Annotated in this window: 14 protein-coding genes; 5 read left to right on the top strand and 9 right to left on the bottom strand. The window is 62.4% G+C overall.

Annotated elements, in window-relative coordinates:
- Nucleotides 1–15: 15 nt before the first annotated feature.
- From DEM27_RS26955 to DEM27_RS26945, 3 genes are all read left to right on the top strand, one after another.
- Nucleotides 16–675, top strand: coding sequence for a TetR family transcriptional regulator C-terminal domain-containing protein (locus DEM27_RS26955; RefSeq protein WP_109461344.1), 660 nt, complete (start codon nt 16–18; stop codon nt 673–675).
- A gap of 97 nt (nt 676–772) precedes the next feature.
- Nucleotides 773–2,914, top strand: coding sequence for an acetate--CoA ligase family protein (locus tag DEM27_RS26950; protein ID WP_109461343.1), 2,142 nt, complete (start codon nt 773–775; stop codon nt 2,912–2,914).
- Nucleotides 2,915–3,039: 125 nt separating this feature from the next.
- A complete protein-coding gene (locus tag DEM27_RS26945) occupies nt 3,040–4,014 on the top strand; it encodes an NAD(P)H-dependent flavin oxidoreductase (RefSeq protein WP_109461342.1) in 975 nt (324 codons plus the stop codon).
- A 41-nt stretch (nt 4,015–4,055) separates the two neighbouring features.
- On the opposite strand, the gene DEM27_RS26940 is transcribed toward DEM27_RS26945, so the two are convergent.
- From DEM27_RS26940 to DEM27_RS26930, 3 genes are all read right to left on the bottom strand, one after another.
- Nucleotides 4,056–4,817 carry an amino acid ABC transporter ATP-binding protein gene (locus DEM27_RS26940; RefSeq protein ID WP_109461341.1) on the bottom strand — a complete coding sequence of 254 codons (762 nt, stop codon included), beginning with the start codon at nt 4,815–4,817 and terminating at the stop codon, nt 4,056–4,058.
- Complete coding sequence (locus DEM27_RS26935) at nt 4,814–5,494, bottom strand: amino acid ABC transporter permease (protein WP_109461340.1); 681 nt, start codon at nt 5,492–5,494, stop codon at nt 4,814–4,816. Before DEM27_RS26935 ends, DEM27_RS26940 begins: the two co-directional genes overlap by 4 nt.
- Nucleotides 5,495–5,590: 96 nt before the next feature.
- Nucleotides 5,591–6,367, bottom strand: a complete 777-nt coding sequence (locus DEM27_RS26930) for an amino acid ABC transporter substrate-binding protein (RefSeq protein ID WP_109461339.1) — start codon at nt 6,365–6,367, stop codon at nt 5,591–5,593.
- 289 nt (nt 6,368–6,656) lie between these two features.
- On the opposite strand from DEM27_RS26930, the gene DEM27_RS26925 reads away from it, so the two are divergent.
- Together DEM27_RS26925 and DEM27_RS26920 are read left to right on the top strand one after the other, a co-directional pair.
- The gene (locus tag DEM27_RS26925) at nt 6,657–7,148 is read left to right on the top strand and encodes a cupin domain-containing protein (RefSeq protein WP_109461338.1); all 492 of its coding nucleotides are present in this window, start codon (nt 6,657–6,659) and stop codon (nt 7,146–7,148) included.
- A gap of 23 nt (nt 7,149–7,171) precedes the next feature.
- On the top strand, nt 7,172–7,942 hold the full coding sequence (locus tag DEM27_RS26920) for a carbon-nitrogen hydrolase family protein (protein ID WP_109461337.1): 771 nt from the start codon (nt 7,172–7,174) through the stop codon (nt 7,940–7,942).
- A 141-nt stretch (nt 7,943–8,083) separates the two neighbouring features.
- On the opposite strand, the gene DEM27_RS26915 is transcribed toward DEM27_RS26920, so the two are convergent.
- The 6 genes from DEM27_RS26915 to DEM27_RS26890 all read right to left on the bottom strand — a co-directional run bounded on the left by DEM27_RS26915 (nt 8,084) and on the right by DEM27_RS26890 (nt 17,180).
- Entirely contained in the window at nt 8,084–9,862 is a 1,779-nt protein-coding gene (locus DEM27_RS26915) for a methyl-accepting chemotaxis protein (protein WP_109461336.1), read from the bottom strand.
- A 429-nt stretch (nt 9,863–10,291) separates the two neighbouring features.
- The gene (locus DEM27_RS26910; RefSeq protein WP_109461335.1) at nt 10,292–12,238 is read right to left on the bottom strand and encodes a beta-galactosidase; all 1,947 of its coding nucleotides are present in this window, start codon (nt 12,236–12,238) and stop codon (nt 10,292–10,294) included.
- Nucleotides 12,238–13,326 carry an ABC transporter ATP-binding protein gene (locus tag DEM27_RS26905; RefSeq protein ID WP_109461334.1) on the bottom strand — a complete coding sequence of 363 codons (1,089 nt, stop codon included), beginning with the start codon at nt 13,324–13,326 and terminating at the stop codon, nt 12,238–12,240. The genes DEM27_RS26910 and DEM27_RS26905 overlap by 1 nt, the downstream gene beginning before the upstream one ends.
- A complete protein-coding gene (locus tag DEM27_RS26900) occupies nt 13,319–15,424 on the bottom strand; it encodes an alpha-galactosidase (RefSeq protein ID WP_109461333.1) in 2,106 nt (701 codons plus the stop codon). The genes DEM27_RS26905 and DEM27_RS26900 overlap by 8 nt, the downstream gene beginning before the upstream one ends.
- Nucleotides 15,421–16,272, bottom strand: coding sequence for a carbohydrate ABC transporter permease (locus DEM27_RS26895; RefSeq protein ID WP_109461332.1), 852 nt, complete (start codon nt 16,270–16,272; stop codon nt 15,421–15,423). Before DEM27_RS26895 ends, DEM27_RS26900 begins: the two co-directional genes overlap by 4 nt.
- Nucleotides 16,272–17,180 (bottom strand): carbohydrate ABC transporter permease, encoded by a 909-nt coding sequence (locus tag DEM27_RS26890; RefSeq protein WP_109461331.1) that lies wholly within the window; start codon nt 17,178–17,180, stop codon nt 16,272–16,274. The genes DEM27_RS26895 and DEM27_RS26890 overlap by 1 nt, the downstream gene beginning before the upstream one ends.
- Between the last annotated feature and the right edge of the window lie 54 nt (nt 17,181–17,234).

Raw genomic sequence — 17,234 nt, 5'->3', positions numbered from 1 at the left:
AACAGGGGGACATGGATGAAGCGGGCTGAAAAGAAAATCCTCACACTTGAAACGCGTCGGCGCGAGTTGAGCATCGCTACACTGGAGTCCATCCGCAAGCACGGCTACATGAATTCGACGATCAATACGATCAGCGAAGAATCCGGCCTGTCACGCGGATTGATCAGCCACTATTTCAAGAACAAGGACGATCTTATTCTCTTTGCCTTCCGCTACCTGACCGAGTTGTTGGAAAACTTCCACAGGCAGGTGGTGAGGTCTTGGGGAACCAGCCATTTCGACAAGCTTCTGGCGGCTTCGATGGTGACGTTTCTGAAGAACGAGCCCTACCGCGAGGTGTGGCTCCACTTCTGGAGCGCGTCGCTGATACAGCCGGAATTTGCCGAAGTGCGTGCAGCGCTTTACACGCGCTACCGCACGTCGATTGCGCGCCGCATCACCGCAGTCGCCGAAGAGCGCGGCCTGAAGATCGACGTCGAAAGCACGATGTTGATCTTCACGCAGCTGATCGATGGCCTTTGGCTGGGTCTGGTTCTCGAGAAGGCCTACGACGATACACGGTGCCGCGAGTTGATGCGGGACTGGCTCTGCGAGGTTTTCAAGGAAGATCCGGCGAAGCATCCGACGACACCCCCGTTCGACTTGGCTGAACTCCAGTCGCAACTCGCATTCTGAACCATGACAGCGGCACGGGCGTTCGCGCCCTGCCTTGAACCTGCCGGGCCGCCCGGCGGGGTGTGCATCATCGTGACTTTTGCAAAGGCAGAGCCCCATGTCTTCAGAACCGAACACCATTCTCGCCTCGCGGCTTTCGGATGCCCGACGTGAGAATTTCCGCCGCCTGCTGGCGCCGCGCCACATCGCCTTCATGGGCGGCGGGCAGGTGGAGTCCGCATTGCGCAACATCGTCCGGCACAAATTCGGCGGCGACATCTATGTCGTCAACGGCAAGCGCGACCAGATCGCCGGGCACAAATGTTACCGTAGCCTGTCGGATCTGCCCGTTGCGCCGGATGCCACCTATCTGGGCGTCAACGCCGATGCGACGATCGATGCGCTGGGTGAGCTGAACCGCATCGGTGCCGGCGGGGTGATCTGCTACGCCTCGGGCTTTTCCGAGATCGGCGAGGCGGGTGCAGAGCGCAATCGCCGCCTGATCACCGCCGCCGGCGAAATGGCCGTCGTCGGGCCGAATTGCTACGGCCTCGTCAACTATGTCAACCACGGCAGCATGTGGCCATCGGTCTATCAACCGCTGGCGACCAATCGCGGCGCCGCCGTCATCGGCCAGAGCGGCAATGTCTGCATTCACCTGACGTCGAACCAGCGGTCCGTGCCGTTCAGCTATCTCATCAGCGCCGGAAACCAGGCGATCCTCGGTTTCGAGGATTATATCGACTATCTCACCGACGATTCGAACGTCAGTTGTATCGGCCTGTTCATGGAGGGTATCCGCGATGTTGCCGGGTTTTCGCAGGCCTGCCTTCGCGCCCGCGCAAAGGGCATGCCGGTGATCGTCTGCCGCTCGGGACGGTCGGAACTCGGCGCCGCGATGGCGGCCAGCCACACCAGCTCGCTTGCCGGCCAGAACGAATACTATGACGCGCTGTTTGCCCGCCTCGGGGTCCTGTCCACCGATACGGTGCCGCAGTTCCTCGAAATGCTGAAGGTTGCCGCCGTCGCCCCGCCGGTCACCGGCAAGCGGGTTGCCGTCTTCTCCAGCTCCGGCGGCGACAACGGGCTGGCGGCGGATTATTGCTCCTTTGCCGGCCTGGCGCTTCCCCAGCCCGGCAAGGCGCAGGTCGCCGCAATCAAGCCGCTGCTGCCGGATTACGGCCACGTCTCCAATCCCCTTGATTTCACGGCGGGCTACTGGGGCAACGAAGCACTGCTGACGCCGATGTTCACCACCATGCTGGAGGACGGCTACGACAGCGGCCTCATGGTCATGGACTATCCGGCGCCGAAGGTGGCGGAAGATGCGGGCGAACCGCTTTTCGCCATGATCCGCGCGCTTGCCGCGGCCGGCAAAGCAACCGGCAAGCCGGTGTTCATGGGATCGGTGAACCCGGAATCCATTCCGGAGGACGTGCGGATCTGGATGTTCGAGCAGGGCGTCATACCGCTGCAGGGCCTCCACGATGCGGCAAAGGTCATTGCGCTGTGGGCCGAGCATCACGAAACCATCCGGCAGGATGCGACAAGGGCGCAGCCGCGTGCCGACCTGGCGCTTCATCCGGTCAAGGCTTTGGAGGGAACGGCCAGGACGGTCAACGAAGGCGAATCCAAGCAGCGGCTGGCCGCCTTCGGCCTGAAAGTGCCGAACGGGCAGGTCCTGACCCGCGTCGACATCGACGGGCTTCCGGAAAGCCTCGATGCGCCGGTCGTGCTCAAGGTGCTGCACGACGACCTGCCGCACAAGACGGAAGTCGGCGGCGTCGCGCTCAACCTGCGCAGCCGCGCCGATGTCCAGTCTGCCGCCGATCGCATGCTGGCCAGCGTTGCAGCGCATGCGCCCGGTGTCGTGCTCGAAAAATACCTGATGGAGCCGATGCAGGCGGCTCCGCTCGCCGAACTGATCGTCGGCGTCAAGCGCGACCCGCTGTTCGGCATGATGCTCGTCGTCGGTGCCGGCGGGATCTTCGTCGAATTGCTCAAGGACGCTCGCCCGATGCTGTTGCCGGTGTCGCGCGGCGATGTCGAGGCGGCGCTGCGCAGTCTCAAGACGTTTCCGTTGCTGGACGGTTTCCGCGGCAAGCCGCGCGCCGACCTGGAGCCGGTCATCGACGCGATCATGGCGATTGCCGAATACGCGGCGCATTCCCTCGACAGCCTGTCGGAACTCGATGTCAACCCGTTGATGGTCTACGAAAACGGCGCGGTTGCTGTGGACGCCCTGATCGTCGAGGGCTGACCGGCGCCGGCCTTTCAGCTCGATCGACACGACAAATTGTTTGGAGAAACGGAAATTATTATCGGCAATCGCCCCGTATTTTTCTTGAGACTTGGTGATGCGGGGCAGTGTCTTTGGGAGGACAGATGAAAACGCGTATTACGGAACTTTTGGGCACGCGCTACCCGATCATCCAGGGCGGAATGCAGTGGGTCGGCCGGGCCGAACTGGCTTCGGCTGTTTCGAACGCCGGCGGGTTGGGCATCCTGACCGCGCTGACCCAGCCGAGCCCGGAGGCGTTGCGGGCCGAAATCGCACGTTGCCGGGAAATGACCGATAAACCGTTCGGCGTGAACCTGACGATCCTGCCATCGACCGCGCCGCCGCCGTATGAAGACTATCTCGATGCGGCCCTGGAGTCGGACGTCCGCATCATCGAAACGGCCGGCCGCAGCCCCAAGGAATTCATCGCCAAGGCCAAGGGTGCCGGTGCGAAGATCGTCCACAAGTGCACGGCGGTCCGGCACGCGCTTTCGGCCGAGCGGGCCGGGGTCGATGCGATCTCGATCGACGGTTTTGAGGCGGCGGGTCATCCCGGTGAAGACGATATCGGTGGTCTCGTGCTTTTTGCCGCTGCCGCGCGGGCGGTGAAAGTGCCGTTGGTCGCTTCAGGCGGCATCGGTTCGGGCCGCGGCATGGCGGCGGCCTTGATGCTCGGCGCCGAAGGCGTCAACATGGGCACGCGCTTCTGTGCGACGAAGGAAGCGCCCATCCACGAAGAGATCAAGCAGGCTTTGCTGCGCGCCAGCGAGACGGATACGACGCTGATTTTCCGCACGCTGCGCAATACCGGCCGCGTGCTGAAGAACGCCGTTTCCGAGGAAGTGGTCGCCACGGAACGCCGTCCGGGCGGCTGCGAATTCGAGGACATCCGCCATCTGGTGGCCGGCGCCCGCGGCCGCGAGGCGCTGGTCGATGGCAAGGTCGATGGCGGCCTCGTCTGGGCAAGTCAAGTGATCGGGCTGATCGAGGATATCCCCACCTGCGCCGAACTGATCGAGCGCATGGTGACCGATTGCCGCGCTGCGATCGACGACGGTCTCAAGGCCTTCGCCGCCTGATCGCTGCCGTTCGCGCTGTCGTGCGAACGGCATTTGACAGTTCAGATGTCGTAGCTGAGTCCTGCATTGAGCGAGGAGATGAATTTTTTCGTTCGCTCCCGCTCCGGCGCCTGGAAGATCGACTTCGGCGCGCCGCTCTCGACGATCAGGCCGCCGTCGAGGAACAGCACCTGGTCGGCGACGCGAGAAGCGAGGCGCAGATCGTGCGTGGCCATGATCATCGTCGTGCCTTCACGGGCAAGCCGGCTCAGCACTTCCACGACCTCCTCGGCGAGTTCCGGATCGAGCGCCGAGGTCGGTTCGTCGCAGAGCAGTACGCGCGGCGAGGGGGCAAGCGCCCGGGCGATGGCGACGCGCTGCTGCTGGCCGCCGGAGAGCGTTGCCGGCCAGGCATCGGCCTTGTGGTCCATGCCGACCTTCCGCAGCAGTTCCCTGGCGCGGGCACGCGCCTTGTCCTTCGGCCACTTCAACACGGTGACCAGGCCTTCCATGACGTTTTCGATCGCCGTCTGGTGCGGGAAAAGCTGGAAGTTCTGGAAGACCATGCCGGTCTGGCGGCGCAGGCGCTGGATCGCATCCCAGCCGACCTTCTTGCCGCTTGAAAACTCTACGGTTTCCTCCCCCAGCCGGATCGTGCCGGCAGTCGGGATTTCCAGGAGGTTGATACAGCGCAGCAGCGTGCTCTTGCCGCCGCCCGAAGGGCCGACAAGCGCCGTCACCGTGCCTTCCGCGAGGGTGACGCTGACATCCCTAAGCACGACATTGTCGCCGAAGCGCTTTTCGATATGCGACAGCTCGATCATGCGCGCGCCTCCAGGAAGCCGCCATAGCGGGCAAAACGCTTTTCAAGCCGGACCTGCAGGGCCGAGAGCACCGAACTCAATGCCAGATAGATCAGCGCCGCCTCGATATAGAGGATCAGCGGCTCGTAGGTGGTGGCGACGATGCGCTGCGCCGTCTGGAAAAGTTCCGGCACGGTGATCGCGGCCGCCAGCGAGGTGTCCTTCACCAGGGAAATGAAGGTGTTCGAGAGCGGCGGCACGGCGACGCGGGTCGCCTGCGGCAGGATGGTGCGCCGCATCGCCTGGCTCCAGCTCATGCCGATCGAATAGGCCGCCTCCCACTGCCCGCGCGGTACGGAGGAGATGACGGCGCGGATGATTTCGGACGTATAGGCGCCGATGTTCAGGGTAAAGCCGATCAGGGCCGCGGGGAAGGCGTCGAGCAGGATGCCGAGGCTCGGCAGCCCGTAGAAGATCACGAACAGCTGCACGAGCAGCGGCGTGCCGCGGATCACCCAGACATAAAAGCGGGCGACCATCACCAGCGGTTTCGGCCCGAAAAGCCGGACGATGGCGGTGACCAGGCCCAGCGCCAGGCCGAGCACGAAGGATAGAAGCGTCAGCGGAATGGTGAAAACCAGACCTGCCCAGAGGAGCGGCTGGAGCGAATCCAGCATGAGTTGGAGCCAGGCGGGCAAGAAACGACCTCTTTAAAGGAAATGATCCGCCCCGGCGTCCGGAGCGGATCGGATTATAGATGAGTGAAGCCGGCGGCGAAACCACCGCTGCGATGCTTACTTCGAAACGTCGGCGCCAAAATACTTCTGCGAGATGGCGTCGTAGGTGCCGTCAGCCTTGATCTCGGCCAGCGCCTTGTTGATCGCTTCCAAGAGTTCCGGCTCGCCCTTGCGGATGATGATGCCGGAATGATCGGCATCGGCCTGCTCGGCGGCGATCTTCACCGGTGCGTCGGGTTTCTGCTTCTTGAAATCGAGGAAGGAGAGGCTGTCGTTGATCGTCGCGTCGGCGCGGCCGGTCAGCACCAGCTGGATCGACTGGTCGAAACCATCGGTGCCGACGAGTTCTGCGCCGGAGGCCTGGGCGAGCTTGCCAAAATTGCTGGTCAGCGACTGGGCGGACTTCTTGCCCTTCAGGTCCTCGAAGGACTTGATGCTGTCATCGTCGCTCTTGACAATCAGCACGGCCTTGGACGCGATGTAGGGTTCGGAGAAGTCGTACTTCTTCTTGCGCTCCTCGGTGATGCCGACCTGGTTGATGACGGTGTCGTACCGGTTGGCATCGAGGCCGGCGATCAGGCCGTCCCACTTGCCTTCCAGGAATTCGGCCTTGACACCGAGCTTCTTGGCAACGGCTTCGCCGATCTCGACGTCGAAGCCGACGAGGGCGCCCGAAGTGTCATGATAGGTGAAGGGCGCATAGGTGCCTTCGGTGCCGATCTTCAGCACGCCCGCCGTCTTGACGGTTTCAAGGTTGGAGCCAGCCTGGGCAGCGCCGACGAAGACCAGCTGGGCAACGGCTGCGGCGGCGAGGAGAGTGTGGGTCCATTTCATCGTGTTTTTTCCATTCTTTTATCATCCGGCCCGTCTGCCGGGGAGGACAGGACAATCGCATTTTGCAAACATGTTTGAAGCGCACAAAACTTCAAAAGCTTCGGAAAACGGCGAAGTTTTTCTCAATTTTCAGGAGTTTCGACGGAAAATTCGACCTCGCGGCCAAAAAATCAAGGGGAACGCGGCAATTCTTGCCGTCGTCCGGTGCCGGCGGAAGATCTTTCCATTTGTTTTATCCATATCGAACCCGATACAAATGCACGCAACGGGACAACAGGCGGAGGCAGCGATGACGGATCACGATCACAGCCATGAGCATGAGGATCGGTGGAAGCACAACGGCATACGGGTCATCAAGGGTGACCAGCTCGATTCCAACACGGCGCAGACCCCTGGCATGTTTCGTCAGGCGGCGATCAATCACGCCCGTGTCGGTGCGCAGAAGATCTGGGCCGGCACCGTCGCCATCGAGCCGAATGCCAAGACCGGCGTCCATCATCACGGTGCGCTGGAAAGCGTGATTTTCGTCATTCGCGGCAAGGCGCGCATGCGCTGGGGCGACAGGCTGGAATATGTCGCCGAGGCGGGCCCGGGTGACTTCATCTTCGTGCCGCCCTACGTGCCGCATCAGGAAATCAACGCCGATCCCGACAATGTGCTGGAATGTGTCCTGGTGCGTTCGGACAATGAGGCCGTGGTCGTCAACATCACCGATGTCGATCCGGTCGAAAAGCCGGAGGAGGTCTATTGGGTGGATCCGATCCATCGGCATCCGTCATAGTCTCTGGGCCAGGGGGAAACAGAATGGCAAGATGCGCTTTTGTCGAATGGCCGGAGGGGCTTGAGCCGGCCGGAGAGACGTGGGACATCCTCAGCCGGCAGGTCAGGGAGGCGAGGCCGGATATCCTCATCACCAACGAGATGCCTTTCGGCACCTGGATCGCCTCCGCGCACCAGTTCGATGACGGTATTGCGCGTGCAAGCGTTGCCCTGCATGAGCAGGGCCTCGCCGCCCTGCGAACGCTCGGCGTGCCCGCGATCATTTCATCCCGCCCTGTTCCGTTCGCCGGCAGGCTGGCGAACGAGGCCTTCGTTCTTGAAGGAGACCAAGTCAGGGCGCTCCACCGCAAGCAGTTCTTTCCGGAGGAGGAGGGCTGGTACGAAGCGGCCTGGTTTGGCGGAGACGGAAGCGGTTTCATCGTCCACGCGGTGGCTGGCGTCAAGGTCGGCGTGCTGCTTTGCACGGAATTGATGTTCAACGAGCATGCCCGCCATTACGGCCGATCCGGTGCGGACCTGATCGCCGTTCCCCGCGCCACCGAATTGTCGCACGAGAAATGGGAGACGGCCGCTGCGATGGCCGCGATCGTTTCGGGCAGTTATGTTCTCAGCTCCAACCGCGTCGGCAAGTCGGCCGACAGTCCGGCTTTCGGCGGGCGCGGCCTGGCTTTTGCTCCCGATGGAAGCAGGCTTGCGCAGACATTCGCCGAAAGCCCCCTCGTTGTGGTGGAAATCGATGCTGGCCTGTCACGGCAGCAGAAGGCGGAATATCCCTGCTACGTCGCGGAGGCCTGACATCGTCAGCGGTGGCGGTGCCGGTGACCGAGCGATGAAAGTTCGACGGAGACGGCAACAATCTCTGCCGCAATTCCGCGCTTTCGTCGTCGATGCTGTCCTCAGACAGCAGTAAGCAAGCTGAAGTCCCGCCGCCGTCGGTCAAAACTCTTGCCAGCTGTCGGAGGCCGATGCGGCGGCCGCGGCCCGGCGCGGCACAGAGGGTGCCGCAACCGACCGCGACGACCGTGCCATGGCGCGAGCCGACTGGCGGAGGGCAGCGACCTGGGATGAGCTTGTGGCCAGCAGTGCAAACTGTCCCACCAGTTCGCGCAGGCGAACGGCCTCCTCCTGCAGGGCATTCGACGCCGCATTCGATTGCTCGACCATGGCGGCATTCTGTTGCGTCGTCTGGTCCATCGAGTTGACGGCGACGTTGACTTCGGCAAGCCCCGTCGCCTGCTCCTTGGCGGATGTGGCGATCGCTTCCATATGGGCGTTGATCTCGACGATGAACTTGCCGATCGTCTTCAGCGCTTCCCCGGCATCCCGAACCAGCCTCACGCCGCTTTCGACCTCTGTGGTCGAGTTCTGGATGAGCCCCTTGATTTCTTTCGCCGCCTGCGCCGACCGTTGCGCCAGTTCCCGGACCTCCTGGGCGACGACGGCAAAACCCTTGCCGGCTTCCCCGGCGCGGGCGGCCTCGACACCGGCGTTCAGCGCCAGAAGATTGGTCTGGAATGCGATCTCGTCGATGACGCCGATGATGTTGGAAATCTGCTGCGAGCTTTCCTCGATTTTCCGCATGGCCTCTTCGGCATGCGAAACGACCTCCGCCGAGCGGGTAGCGGAATGATTGGCCTGGCTGGCAACGGAGCGGGCCTCCTCCGTGCGCTTGGTGGAGTTGTTGACGTTGGCGGTGATCTCGTCCAGCGCTGCGGCGGTCTCTTCCAGGGAGGCGGCCTGCTGTTCGGTGCGTTTCGACAGGTCGTTCGCCCCGGCGGCGATCTCGCGGGTTCCGTTGTCGATCCTGCCGGTCGTCTCCGAGACCGAACCGAGGGCGCTGCCGAGTTTTTCGATCGCCTCGTTGAAAGTGTGCCGAAGGCTTTCGAAATCCTTGGCGAAGGGCGTTTCGAGCCGGAAGTCCAGCTTGCCGTCCGCCAGGTCGCTCAGAGACGACCCGATCGTGGTCACCGCGTGCACACGCTCCGTGACATCCGTTGCGAATGTCACGATCTTGGCGAGTTTTCCGTGCTCGTCCATGATCGGATTATAGGAGGCGTTCAGAACCACTTGCCGGCCGTTCTTGCCAACCCTGTCGAATTCCCCGACCTGGAATTGACCGCCGAGGAGATTTTTCCAGAACTCGGCATAGGCCGGGCCGGTGGCATAGGCACGATCGACGAAAAGATTGTGATGTTTTCCGATGATTTCATCCAGCCGATAACCCATCGCCTTGCAGAAATTCTCGTTGGCGCTGACCACGTGCCCGTCCGGCGTGAATTCGATGATCGCCTGGACCCGACCGATGGCGGCTATCTGGTTCTGGTAGTCGAGATTGAGCAGGCGCGCTTTTGCATCCCCCCATTCGACCGCAAAGCCGGTGATTTTCGTGCCTTCCATGATCGGCACCACATGCAGGTCGAAACTGTGGCTGCCGACGCGGATCGTCGCGCTGTACGGCTTCGTCAGCCGCGCCAGCAGGTTGCGCTGGTGGGACGGCTGCTTGTGGAAGATATCGATGTTGCTGCCGATGAGCTTGTCCACCGCAAAGCGGGGCAGTTCCTTCTTGAGGTCCTGCTCGGCGGCTGTCAGCAGCTTGCGCACCGCATCGTTCATGTAAACGATGTTGAGCTTGCTGTCGGCGATCATGACGTTTGCCTTCAAGGTCGCCAAAGCCGCGACCTGCGCCTTCATCTTGCTACCTGTTATCCCGATCATCTCGATCCTTCCGGGGGACTCGTCCCACACATGCCGCTGAAAAAGGTCGCCGCAGGATCTCGCCGATCTTGCTGCGTATCTGCTAATTTTTGCATATACACGTTAATGGTGCATTAACGTTAGAATCTGCAAAATTACAAATATTATTAAATTCAGGCTTGACATCCGTGGTTTAAATCAATGATCAGCGAAACTTAGTATGTGGAAGGGGATGAAGGGTGGCTGAGAACTGGCCGTGCCGGATCCGGTGAAATTGTAGAGATCTCCATCCAATCACAACCCTTGATGGTTGTCTCCGGAGAAAGCCGGAAAGTCTCGATGGCTCTCAGGGCCGGCGGCCTGTTTCAGACGAAGCTTTCCATGGCCGCGGGGCGCGCCGGTTTGGGGAATGGTGGTGCCCGGCGCCGATCGTCACCAATGTGCTTGCGATCAGGGCTGGCGGTCACCCATCTTCCACGCCAGCACGCCTTGCGGCTTGAGTGTGCGATTGCCGAGGACGATGTCCGCCTCCAGGGGCAGAACCCAGTCTTCCGTGCCGTAGTTGAAGGCAAAGGTGAGGTTGCCCCGCCGGCGGATGCGGATGAAGTCCGGAACAGGGAAAAGCTGCAGCCCCGCTTTTTCCGCGACGAGTGTCAGCACGTTTGCCAGCAGGGCCGCATCGGGCCAGCAGGCGAGGTAGAACATCCGTCCGTTTTCGGTCAGCGCCGGATCGCCGTTGGAAAAACGGCCCAGCACATCGGCCGAGGTCTGCAGATATTCGCGCCAGCGGATGCCGGCGCCGGAAACCGTTCCGGACACCGCATCCGACAAACCCGGACGCAGCGTTGCCGTCTGGATGACCCGGTTACCGGTGCTTTCGCCCAGCGGACCTGGCGGCAGGTTTTTCGGGATCGCGAAGTTGCGGTCCCGCGACCCTGTGCGTGCGCCGACCAGGATGCGGCCGGTCGCCCGTTTGAAGGCGGATTCCGTCGCGACGTCCACCTCCGTCATGCAGGGTACGACAACAAGGGCATAGCCCTCCAGCGAGGCGCCGGGCCGGACGAAATCGATATCGAGACCGAGGCGGCGCAAACCTTCGTACCAGCGGAAGCACAGTTCCTCGTAGCGGAAATCCTTGCCTTGCGGCTGGATCATCGTCGTCCAGTAACTCTGGTAATCGAAGACGAGCGCGACCGACGCCTTGCCGGTTTGCGGCAGGGGGCCGAGTGCCTTCAGCTCCTCGGCGACCTGACCGGCTTCGATGCCGCCCGGCGACAATTCATCGAGGCCCGGCAGGTTGAGGCCGGCATGCATCTGTTCCTGCGCGAAAGGCGCCTGCCGCCAGCGGAAATAGCTGACGACGTCGGCACCGTGTGCCAGCGCTTCCCAGGTCCACAGGCGCACCATGCCGGGCTTCGGCACGGGGTTCCACGGTGCCCAGTTCACCGGCCCCGGCTGCTGTTCCATCACCCAGAACCTCCCCTTGCCGACGGCACGGTAGAGATCGTGGTGGTAGGGTGCGATGTCAGGATGCGAGGTCTCTGCCCAGCGATTGCGTTCCTCTTCCGAAAACGGAAACTTTTCGACGAAGCCGATCGGGTAGCTGTCCCACGATGCGAGGTCGAGATTGTCGCCCACCTTGAAATGATCGAAATCCGAGACGAAACCCATGAAGTTATGGGTGATCCAGCGCTCCGGCGAATGCTTGCGGATGATGTCGCACTGCATCCTGTCGTAGGCGGCGATCTGGTCGGAGTGGAAACGCCAGAAATCGAGCCGCGTGGCCGGGTTGGGCTCGGTCACCGTCAGGTTGGGCAGCGCCACCTCGTCGAAACTGTTCAGTTCCATCGACCAGAACACCGTGCCCCAGGCTTCGTTCAACTGGTCGGTCGACTGGTAGCGCAGCCGCAGCCAGCGCTTGAAGCTTTTCAGGTCCTCGGCGCCCCAGGAGAGCGTGGTGTCATGACAGCCATATTCGTTGTCCGTCTGCCAGCCGACAAGGCCGGGATGCCGGCCGTAGCGTTCCGCGACGATCTCGACGATGCGGGCGCTCTCCTTCCACCAGGTCTGCGATGAGAAGGCATAGTGACGGCGCGAGCCGAAACCGCGCACCTTGCCCTGTTCGTCATAAGGCAGGATGTCGGGGTACTCGTCCACCAACCACTTTGGCGGCGTCGCCGTCGGCGTGCCGAGCACGATCTTCAGGCCGGCCCCGGCGAGAACATCCATGGCCCGGTCGAGCCAGCCGAAATCGAATTCCCCACGCGCAGGCTCAAGCCGCGACCAGGCAAACTCGCCGATACGCACGAAAGAAATGCCAAGCTCGACCATGCGACGGGCATCTTCCGCCCAGCGCGTCTCGTCCCAGTGTTCGGGATAATAACAGACACCCAGCATTATCGAGAAAGATCCCCGTTGATCACGGCAATGCCGTCCTTGTTGAAGAGGTGGCAGGCCTTGGCGTTGATGCCGAGCCGCAGCGTGTCGCCCGGCTTGGCGCTGGCAAGGCCGTCGGCCTTGGCCGCGACTTCCGAACCATCGGCGAGGGTGACGAAGAACAGCGTTTCCGAGCCGAGATATTCGGCAAGCCGCACCTTGCCTTCGATGACGACGTCACCCTTGCCGGTGGCGTCGATATGTTCCGGGCGCAGGCCGAGCGTCATGTCGCCGGCGGCGCCGCCACCGGCGACGGTCAGAGACACGCCGCCGGGCAGCGTAACGTTTGTGGCGCCGTCATCGGCCGGAGCTGCCGTCACCTTGAGGAAGTTCATCTTCGGCGAACCGATGAAACCGGCGACGAAGAGATTGTTCGGTCGGTGATAAAGTTCCAGCGGCGTGCCGACCTGTTCGATCTTGCCCGCCGACAGGACGACGATCTTGTCGGCCATGGTCATCGCCTCGACCTGGTCGTGCATGACGTAGATCATCGTCGCCTTCAGGTCGTGATGCAGTTTCGACAACTCGCCGCGCATCTGCACGCGCAGCGCCGCGTCGAGGTTGGACAGCGGTTCGTCGAACAGGAAGACGTCCGGATTGCGCACGATGGCGCGGCCGATCGCCACGCGCTGACGCTGGCCGCCGGACAGTTGCCCGGGCTTGCGCTGCAGCATCGGCTCCAGTTGCAGCATCCTGGCCGCAACGGCGGTGCGCTCAGCGATCGTCTGCTTGGAGTGGCCGGTCATGCGCAGGCCGAAACCGATGTTTTCGGCAACTGTCATATGCGGATAAAGCGCATAGGACTGGAACACCATGGCGACGCCACGCTCGGAGGGGCCGACCGTGGTCATGTCCCGCCCACCGATCGACAGCGCCCCGGAGGTGATGTCCTCAAGACCGGCAATCATCCGCAAAAGCGTGGACTTGCCGCAGCCGGATGGGCCGACGAAGACGCAGAATTCGCCATCCCTGACCTCAAGATCGACGCCCTTGATGATGCTCAGGGCGCCAAATTGTTTCTTGACGTCGTGCAGCCGGACATCAGCCATGGGTCTTGTCTCCCTTTGCAGGTTCCAGTTCGAGGAGTATGGCGCTTTCGGGCCTCAGCATCGGCAGCGGCAGGCCGGCGAGGCCCGCATTCGCCAGGTCAAAGCCGATTTCGCCGGCCAGCAATTTCGTCTGCCCCTCGGAAATGCGGATGAATTGCGGTTTGGCTGGCAGCAGGTTGGTAACCGTCCATTTGCCGCCGAATTGCGTGACATGATCGGGCAGTTTCAGCGGCGCCGGCTGTTCGCCGACCATCTGCGGCCCCTGGGCGACGATGACGACGATCTTTTCGGCGCTGGCGGCGCCCCAGACGTAGCGGCCGTCGACGGGGTCCAGCCGGAAGGCCGCACCCGGCGCATGCAGCAGGCCGCGCAGTCGCTTATGGGTTTCGATATAGACCGTCAGTTCCTCGCGCTCGCCATCCATCAGTTCCAGCGGATTGAGTTCGACGCCGAAATGATAGGCGAGGGCGACGAGTGCGCGGAAAGCGAGCGTATGGCGGCGGCCGGTCTGGTGGTTGGGGATCGCCGAAATATGGCTTCCGAGGATTTCCGGCGGCACGAAGACGGATGCGCCGCGCTGGATTTCCAGCCGCTCCAGGGCATCGGTGCAATCCGAGGTCCAGACGCGCTGGGTGCGGGCAAGCACGCCGTAATCGATGCGGCCGCCGCCGGACGCGCAGCTCTCGATCTCGACATCGGGATGAGCGGCACGCACCCTGTCCATCAGCGCGTAGACGGCCCTTGTCTGTGCAGCGAATTTGGCCTTGCCATCGCGACCGCCGGGATGGGTGAGGTCACGGTTCATGTCCCATTTCACGTAGGACACGGCGTGATCGGCCAGCACCGCGTCGATCTTGGCGAACAGGTGGTCGGAAACCTCCTGCCGCGTCAGGTCCAGCACCAGCTGATTGCGGGATTCGAGCAGCGGACGGCCATCGATCTGCAGCACCCAGTCCGGATGCGCCCTGTAAAGCTCGGAGACGGCGTTGACCATTTCTGGCTCGAACCATATGCCGAACTGCATGCCGAGGCCGGTCACATGGTCGACCAGCGGTTTCAGCCCATCCGGATATTTGCGGGCATCGATATCCCAGTCGCCGAGGCTGGTCGTATCGTCGTCGCGTTTGCCGAACCAGCCATCGTCGAGCACGAAACGCTCGATGCCGAGTTCGGCCGCGGCCGAGGCCTGCGCCTTCAGCGAAACCATCTGGTGGTCGAAATAATTGCCTTCCCAGGTGTTCAGCGTCACCGGGCGCGGGCTCATTTTCCCGCCCGGCCATTGCGTCAGCTCCTCGCGCACAAAGGCATGGAAATCCTCCGTATCCGCACCGGCATAAGCAACCGGGCTTTCGTAGCTTTCATCCGGCGCGAGAGTGATTTCGCCGGGCTCGAACAGTTCGCCGAGATGCACCAGCCGCCGGCCGTCGTCGGTGCGGTCGATGACCATCTGGTGGTTGCCGCTCCAGCCGAGCGTCACGCCGAAAACCTGGCTTTCGCTCTCGATGAACAGCATGGGGAAACGATCGTGCGACGTCCGGCCGCGCCGGCTTTCCTGCGACCAGATGCCGTTGCCCAGAAGCTCACGGCGGGTCTGGAACTCGCGTCCCCAGATGCCGGTGAAACTCATCAGCTGCACGTCGCCGGCCGGTGCGAGGAAGGTGGCGGCCATGCAGCGGTCGAGCTGGTAGGCGGCGTCGCCGCGGTTGGTCAGCCGGGTCGCCATCGAGATCAGGCCCGAGGCATGGGCGGTGAGCGTGATGGCGATGGCGAGCCTGGCCACCGCATCGGTGCCGTTGAGAACGGTGCGATTGCCGCTCCGCTCCACCATCCAGCCGTCGAATTGCGCGACGAAATCCCGGCCGCCGCGATGGCCGGCAATCGCAGGCCAGCCGAAGAAGCCCATGCCGCCGGTTGGCAGCAGCACGGTGGAGGGCACGGCGACATCCATCCCGTTGATCCGGCTGGAGCGGTCGATATCGAACAATGGGTCGGGGGTCACCGCCGGTCCGCCGAAGGACAGGATTTCCGGCATGCCGCGTTCGGGCAGGCGAAGGCAAAGGGTAAAATCGCCCTCGCCGATAGTCACGATTTCACTCATCCCTTGGTGGCTCCAAGCGTCAGGCCGGCAATGAAATGCCGTTGCATCAGGAAAAAGGTGGCGACCGGCGGCAGCGCTGCGACGATCGATCCGGCGGAAACGAGGTGCCAGGCGGCAACCCACTGGCCGTTCAGCGAATAGAGGCCGGCCGTTACCGGCATGGCATGCTGGCCCTGCACGAGCACGGTCGCCCAAAAATAGTCGTTCCACACGAAGGTGAAGACAAGCACCGAAAGTGCCGCGATGGCCGGCCGCATCAACGGCAGCACGACGTAGCGGAAGATCCGCCATTCGGATACGCCTTCCACGCGGGCGGATTCGATCAGCGCGAAGGGCAGGCCCTTGATGAAGTTGCGCATGAACAGTGTGCAGAACCCGGTCTGGAAGGCGACATGGAACAGCACCAGGCCGAGCGTCGTGTCATACAGGCCGGCGCGCAGCGTCATGTCGCGAACCGGCACCATCAGGATCTGGAACGGGATGAAGTTGCCGGCGACGAACAGGAAGAACAGGATCAGGTTGCCCTTGAACTTGTAGACCGCCAGCGCAAAGCCGGTGAGGCAGGACAGTGCCACGGCGCCGATCACCGTCGGGATCGTCACCTTGAACGAATTCAGGATGTAGAGGCCGATCGGCGAATCCCGGAAGACGGCGGTGTAGTTCTCGATCCCGGCAAAACCGGAGGGAATGCCGAAGTAGTTGCCGGCGGCGAGGTCGCCGGCCGGCCTGACCGAGGTAATGGCAACGCCGATCAGCGGCAGCAGCCAGAGGACGAGCGCGATCGGCAGGGCGATCTTGTAGGCGATCCGGATGGTGCGCGGGGATTTCTCGATGGGTGTCGGAAACATCAGGCGCTCCTTTCCTGGCGCAGCATGCGCACGATGAACAGCGAGATGAAGACCATCATGATCAGGAACAGGACGACTGCGATGGCCGCGCCATAACCCATGCGGAAGCCGTATTCCGACAGCGCCTGCTCATACATGAAGTAGGACAGCACCTGGCTCGATCCGTAGGGACCGCCGGCCGTCATGACCGAAACGAGGTCGAAGGAGCGCAGCGATCCGATGACGGTAACAACCATGGCGATGAAGGTCGCCGGACCCAGCTGCGGCAGGATGATGTTCCACAACAGCCGAAAACCCTTGGCGCCATCCATGCGGGCGGCTTCCACCTGCTCGGGATTGATGGTGTTGAGGCCGGTCAGATAGAGGATCATGCAATAGGCGGTTTGCGGCCAGAGGCCGGCGACGATAATGCCGTAGGTGACGTAGCGTTCGTCAGCGAGAACGGCGATCTGTTCGCCCGTCACCCATTCCATCAGCTTGGAGAACAGGCCGAAGTCAGGCGCATAGAACCAGGTGAACATCAGGCCGACGACGACCTGGCTGATGACGAAGGGAAAGAAGAACAGCGACTTGTAGAGGCGGATGCCGGTGACGGTCTGGTTCAGGAACAGGGCGACCGCCAGACCCGCCGGGATCGACAGGAGATAAAGCACCAGCCAGATCAGGTTGTTCTTCAGCGCGACGTAAAACGTGTCGTCGTCGAGAAGCTCGACATAGTTGCCAAGACCGATCCAGACTTTTTCTCCAAGCCCGTCCCAGTCGTGGAAACTGATCCAGATCGACTGGACGATCGGCACCAGCACATAGATGACGAACATCAGGATGCCCGGTGCCAGAAACAGCCAGGGCGCCAGCTTCTGCTGGTTTTTCTTCCAGAAGCTGGACGAAGGAGAAACGGTGTTGCTCACGGCTGCACCTTTGGAAAAAGGAAGGAAAGAGCATCAGATGCCGCGGACGATCAT

Source organism: Rhizobium album, from assembly GCF_003122325.1.
Classification (GTDB): Bacteria; Pseudomonadota; Alphaproteobacteria; order Rhizobiales; family Rhizobiaceae; genus Metarhizobium; species Metarhizobium album.
This window is presented reverse-complemented; position numbering and strand designations above follow the sequence as displayed.

Excerpts from the sequence above, each read along its gene's own strand:
- DEM27_RS26955 (WP_109461344.1), top strand. The coding sequence starts at position 16 with ATGAAGCGGGCTGAAAAGAAAATCCTCACACTTGAAACGCGTCGGCGC.
- DEM27_RS26950 (WP_109461343.1), top strand. The coding sequence starts at position 773 with ATGTCTTCAGAACCGAACACCATTCTCGCCTCGCGGCTTTCGGATGCC.
- DEM27_RS26945 (WP_109461342.1), top strand. The coding sequence starts at position 3,040 with ATGAAAACGCGTATTACGGAACTTTTGGGCACGCGCTACCCGATCATC.
- DEM27_RS26940 (WP_109461341.1), bottom strand. The coding sequence starts at position 4,817 with ATGATCGAGCTGTCGCATATCGAAAAGCGCTTCGGCGACAATGTCGTG.
- DEM27_RS26930 (WP_109461339.1), bottom strand. The coding sequence starts at position 6,367 with ATGAAATGGACCCACACTCTCCTCGCCGCCGCAGCCGTTGCCCAGCTG.
- DEM27_RS26925 (WP_109461338.1), top strand. The coding sequence starts at position 6,657 with ATGACGGATCACGATCACAGCCATGAGCATGAGGATCGGTGGAAGCAC.
- DEM27_RS26920 (WP_109461337.1), top strand. The coding sequence starts at position 7,172 with ATGGCAAGATGCGCTTTTGTCGAATGGCCGGAGGGGCTTGAGCCGGCC.
- DEM27_RS26915 (WP_109461336.1), bottom strand. The coding sequence starts at position 9,862 with ATGATCGGGATAACAGGTAGCAAGATGAAGGCGCAGGTCGCGGCTTTG.
- DEM27_RS26910 (WP_109461335.1), bottom strand. The coding sequence starts at position 12,238 with ATGCTGGGTGTCTGTTATTATCCCGAACACTGGGACGAGACGCGCTGG.
- DEM27_RS26905 (WP_109461334.1), bottom strand. The coding sequence starts at position 13,326 with ATGGCTGATGTCCGGCTGCACGACGTCAAGAAACAATTTGGCGCCCTG.
- DEM27_RS26900 (WP_109461333.1), bottom strand. The coding sequence starts at position 15,424 with ATGAGTGAAATCGTGACTATCGGCGAGGGCGATTTTACCCTTTGCCTT.
- DEM27_RS26895 (WP_109461332.1), bottom strand. The coding sequence starts at position 16,272 with ATGTTTCCGACACCCATCGAGAAATCCCCGCGCACCATCCGGATCGCC.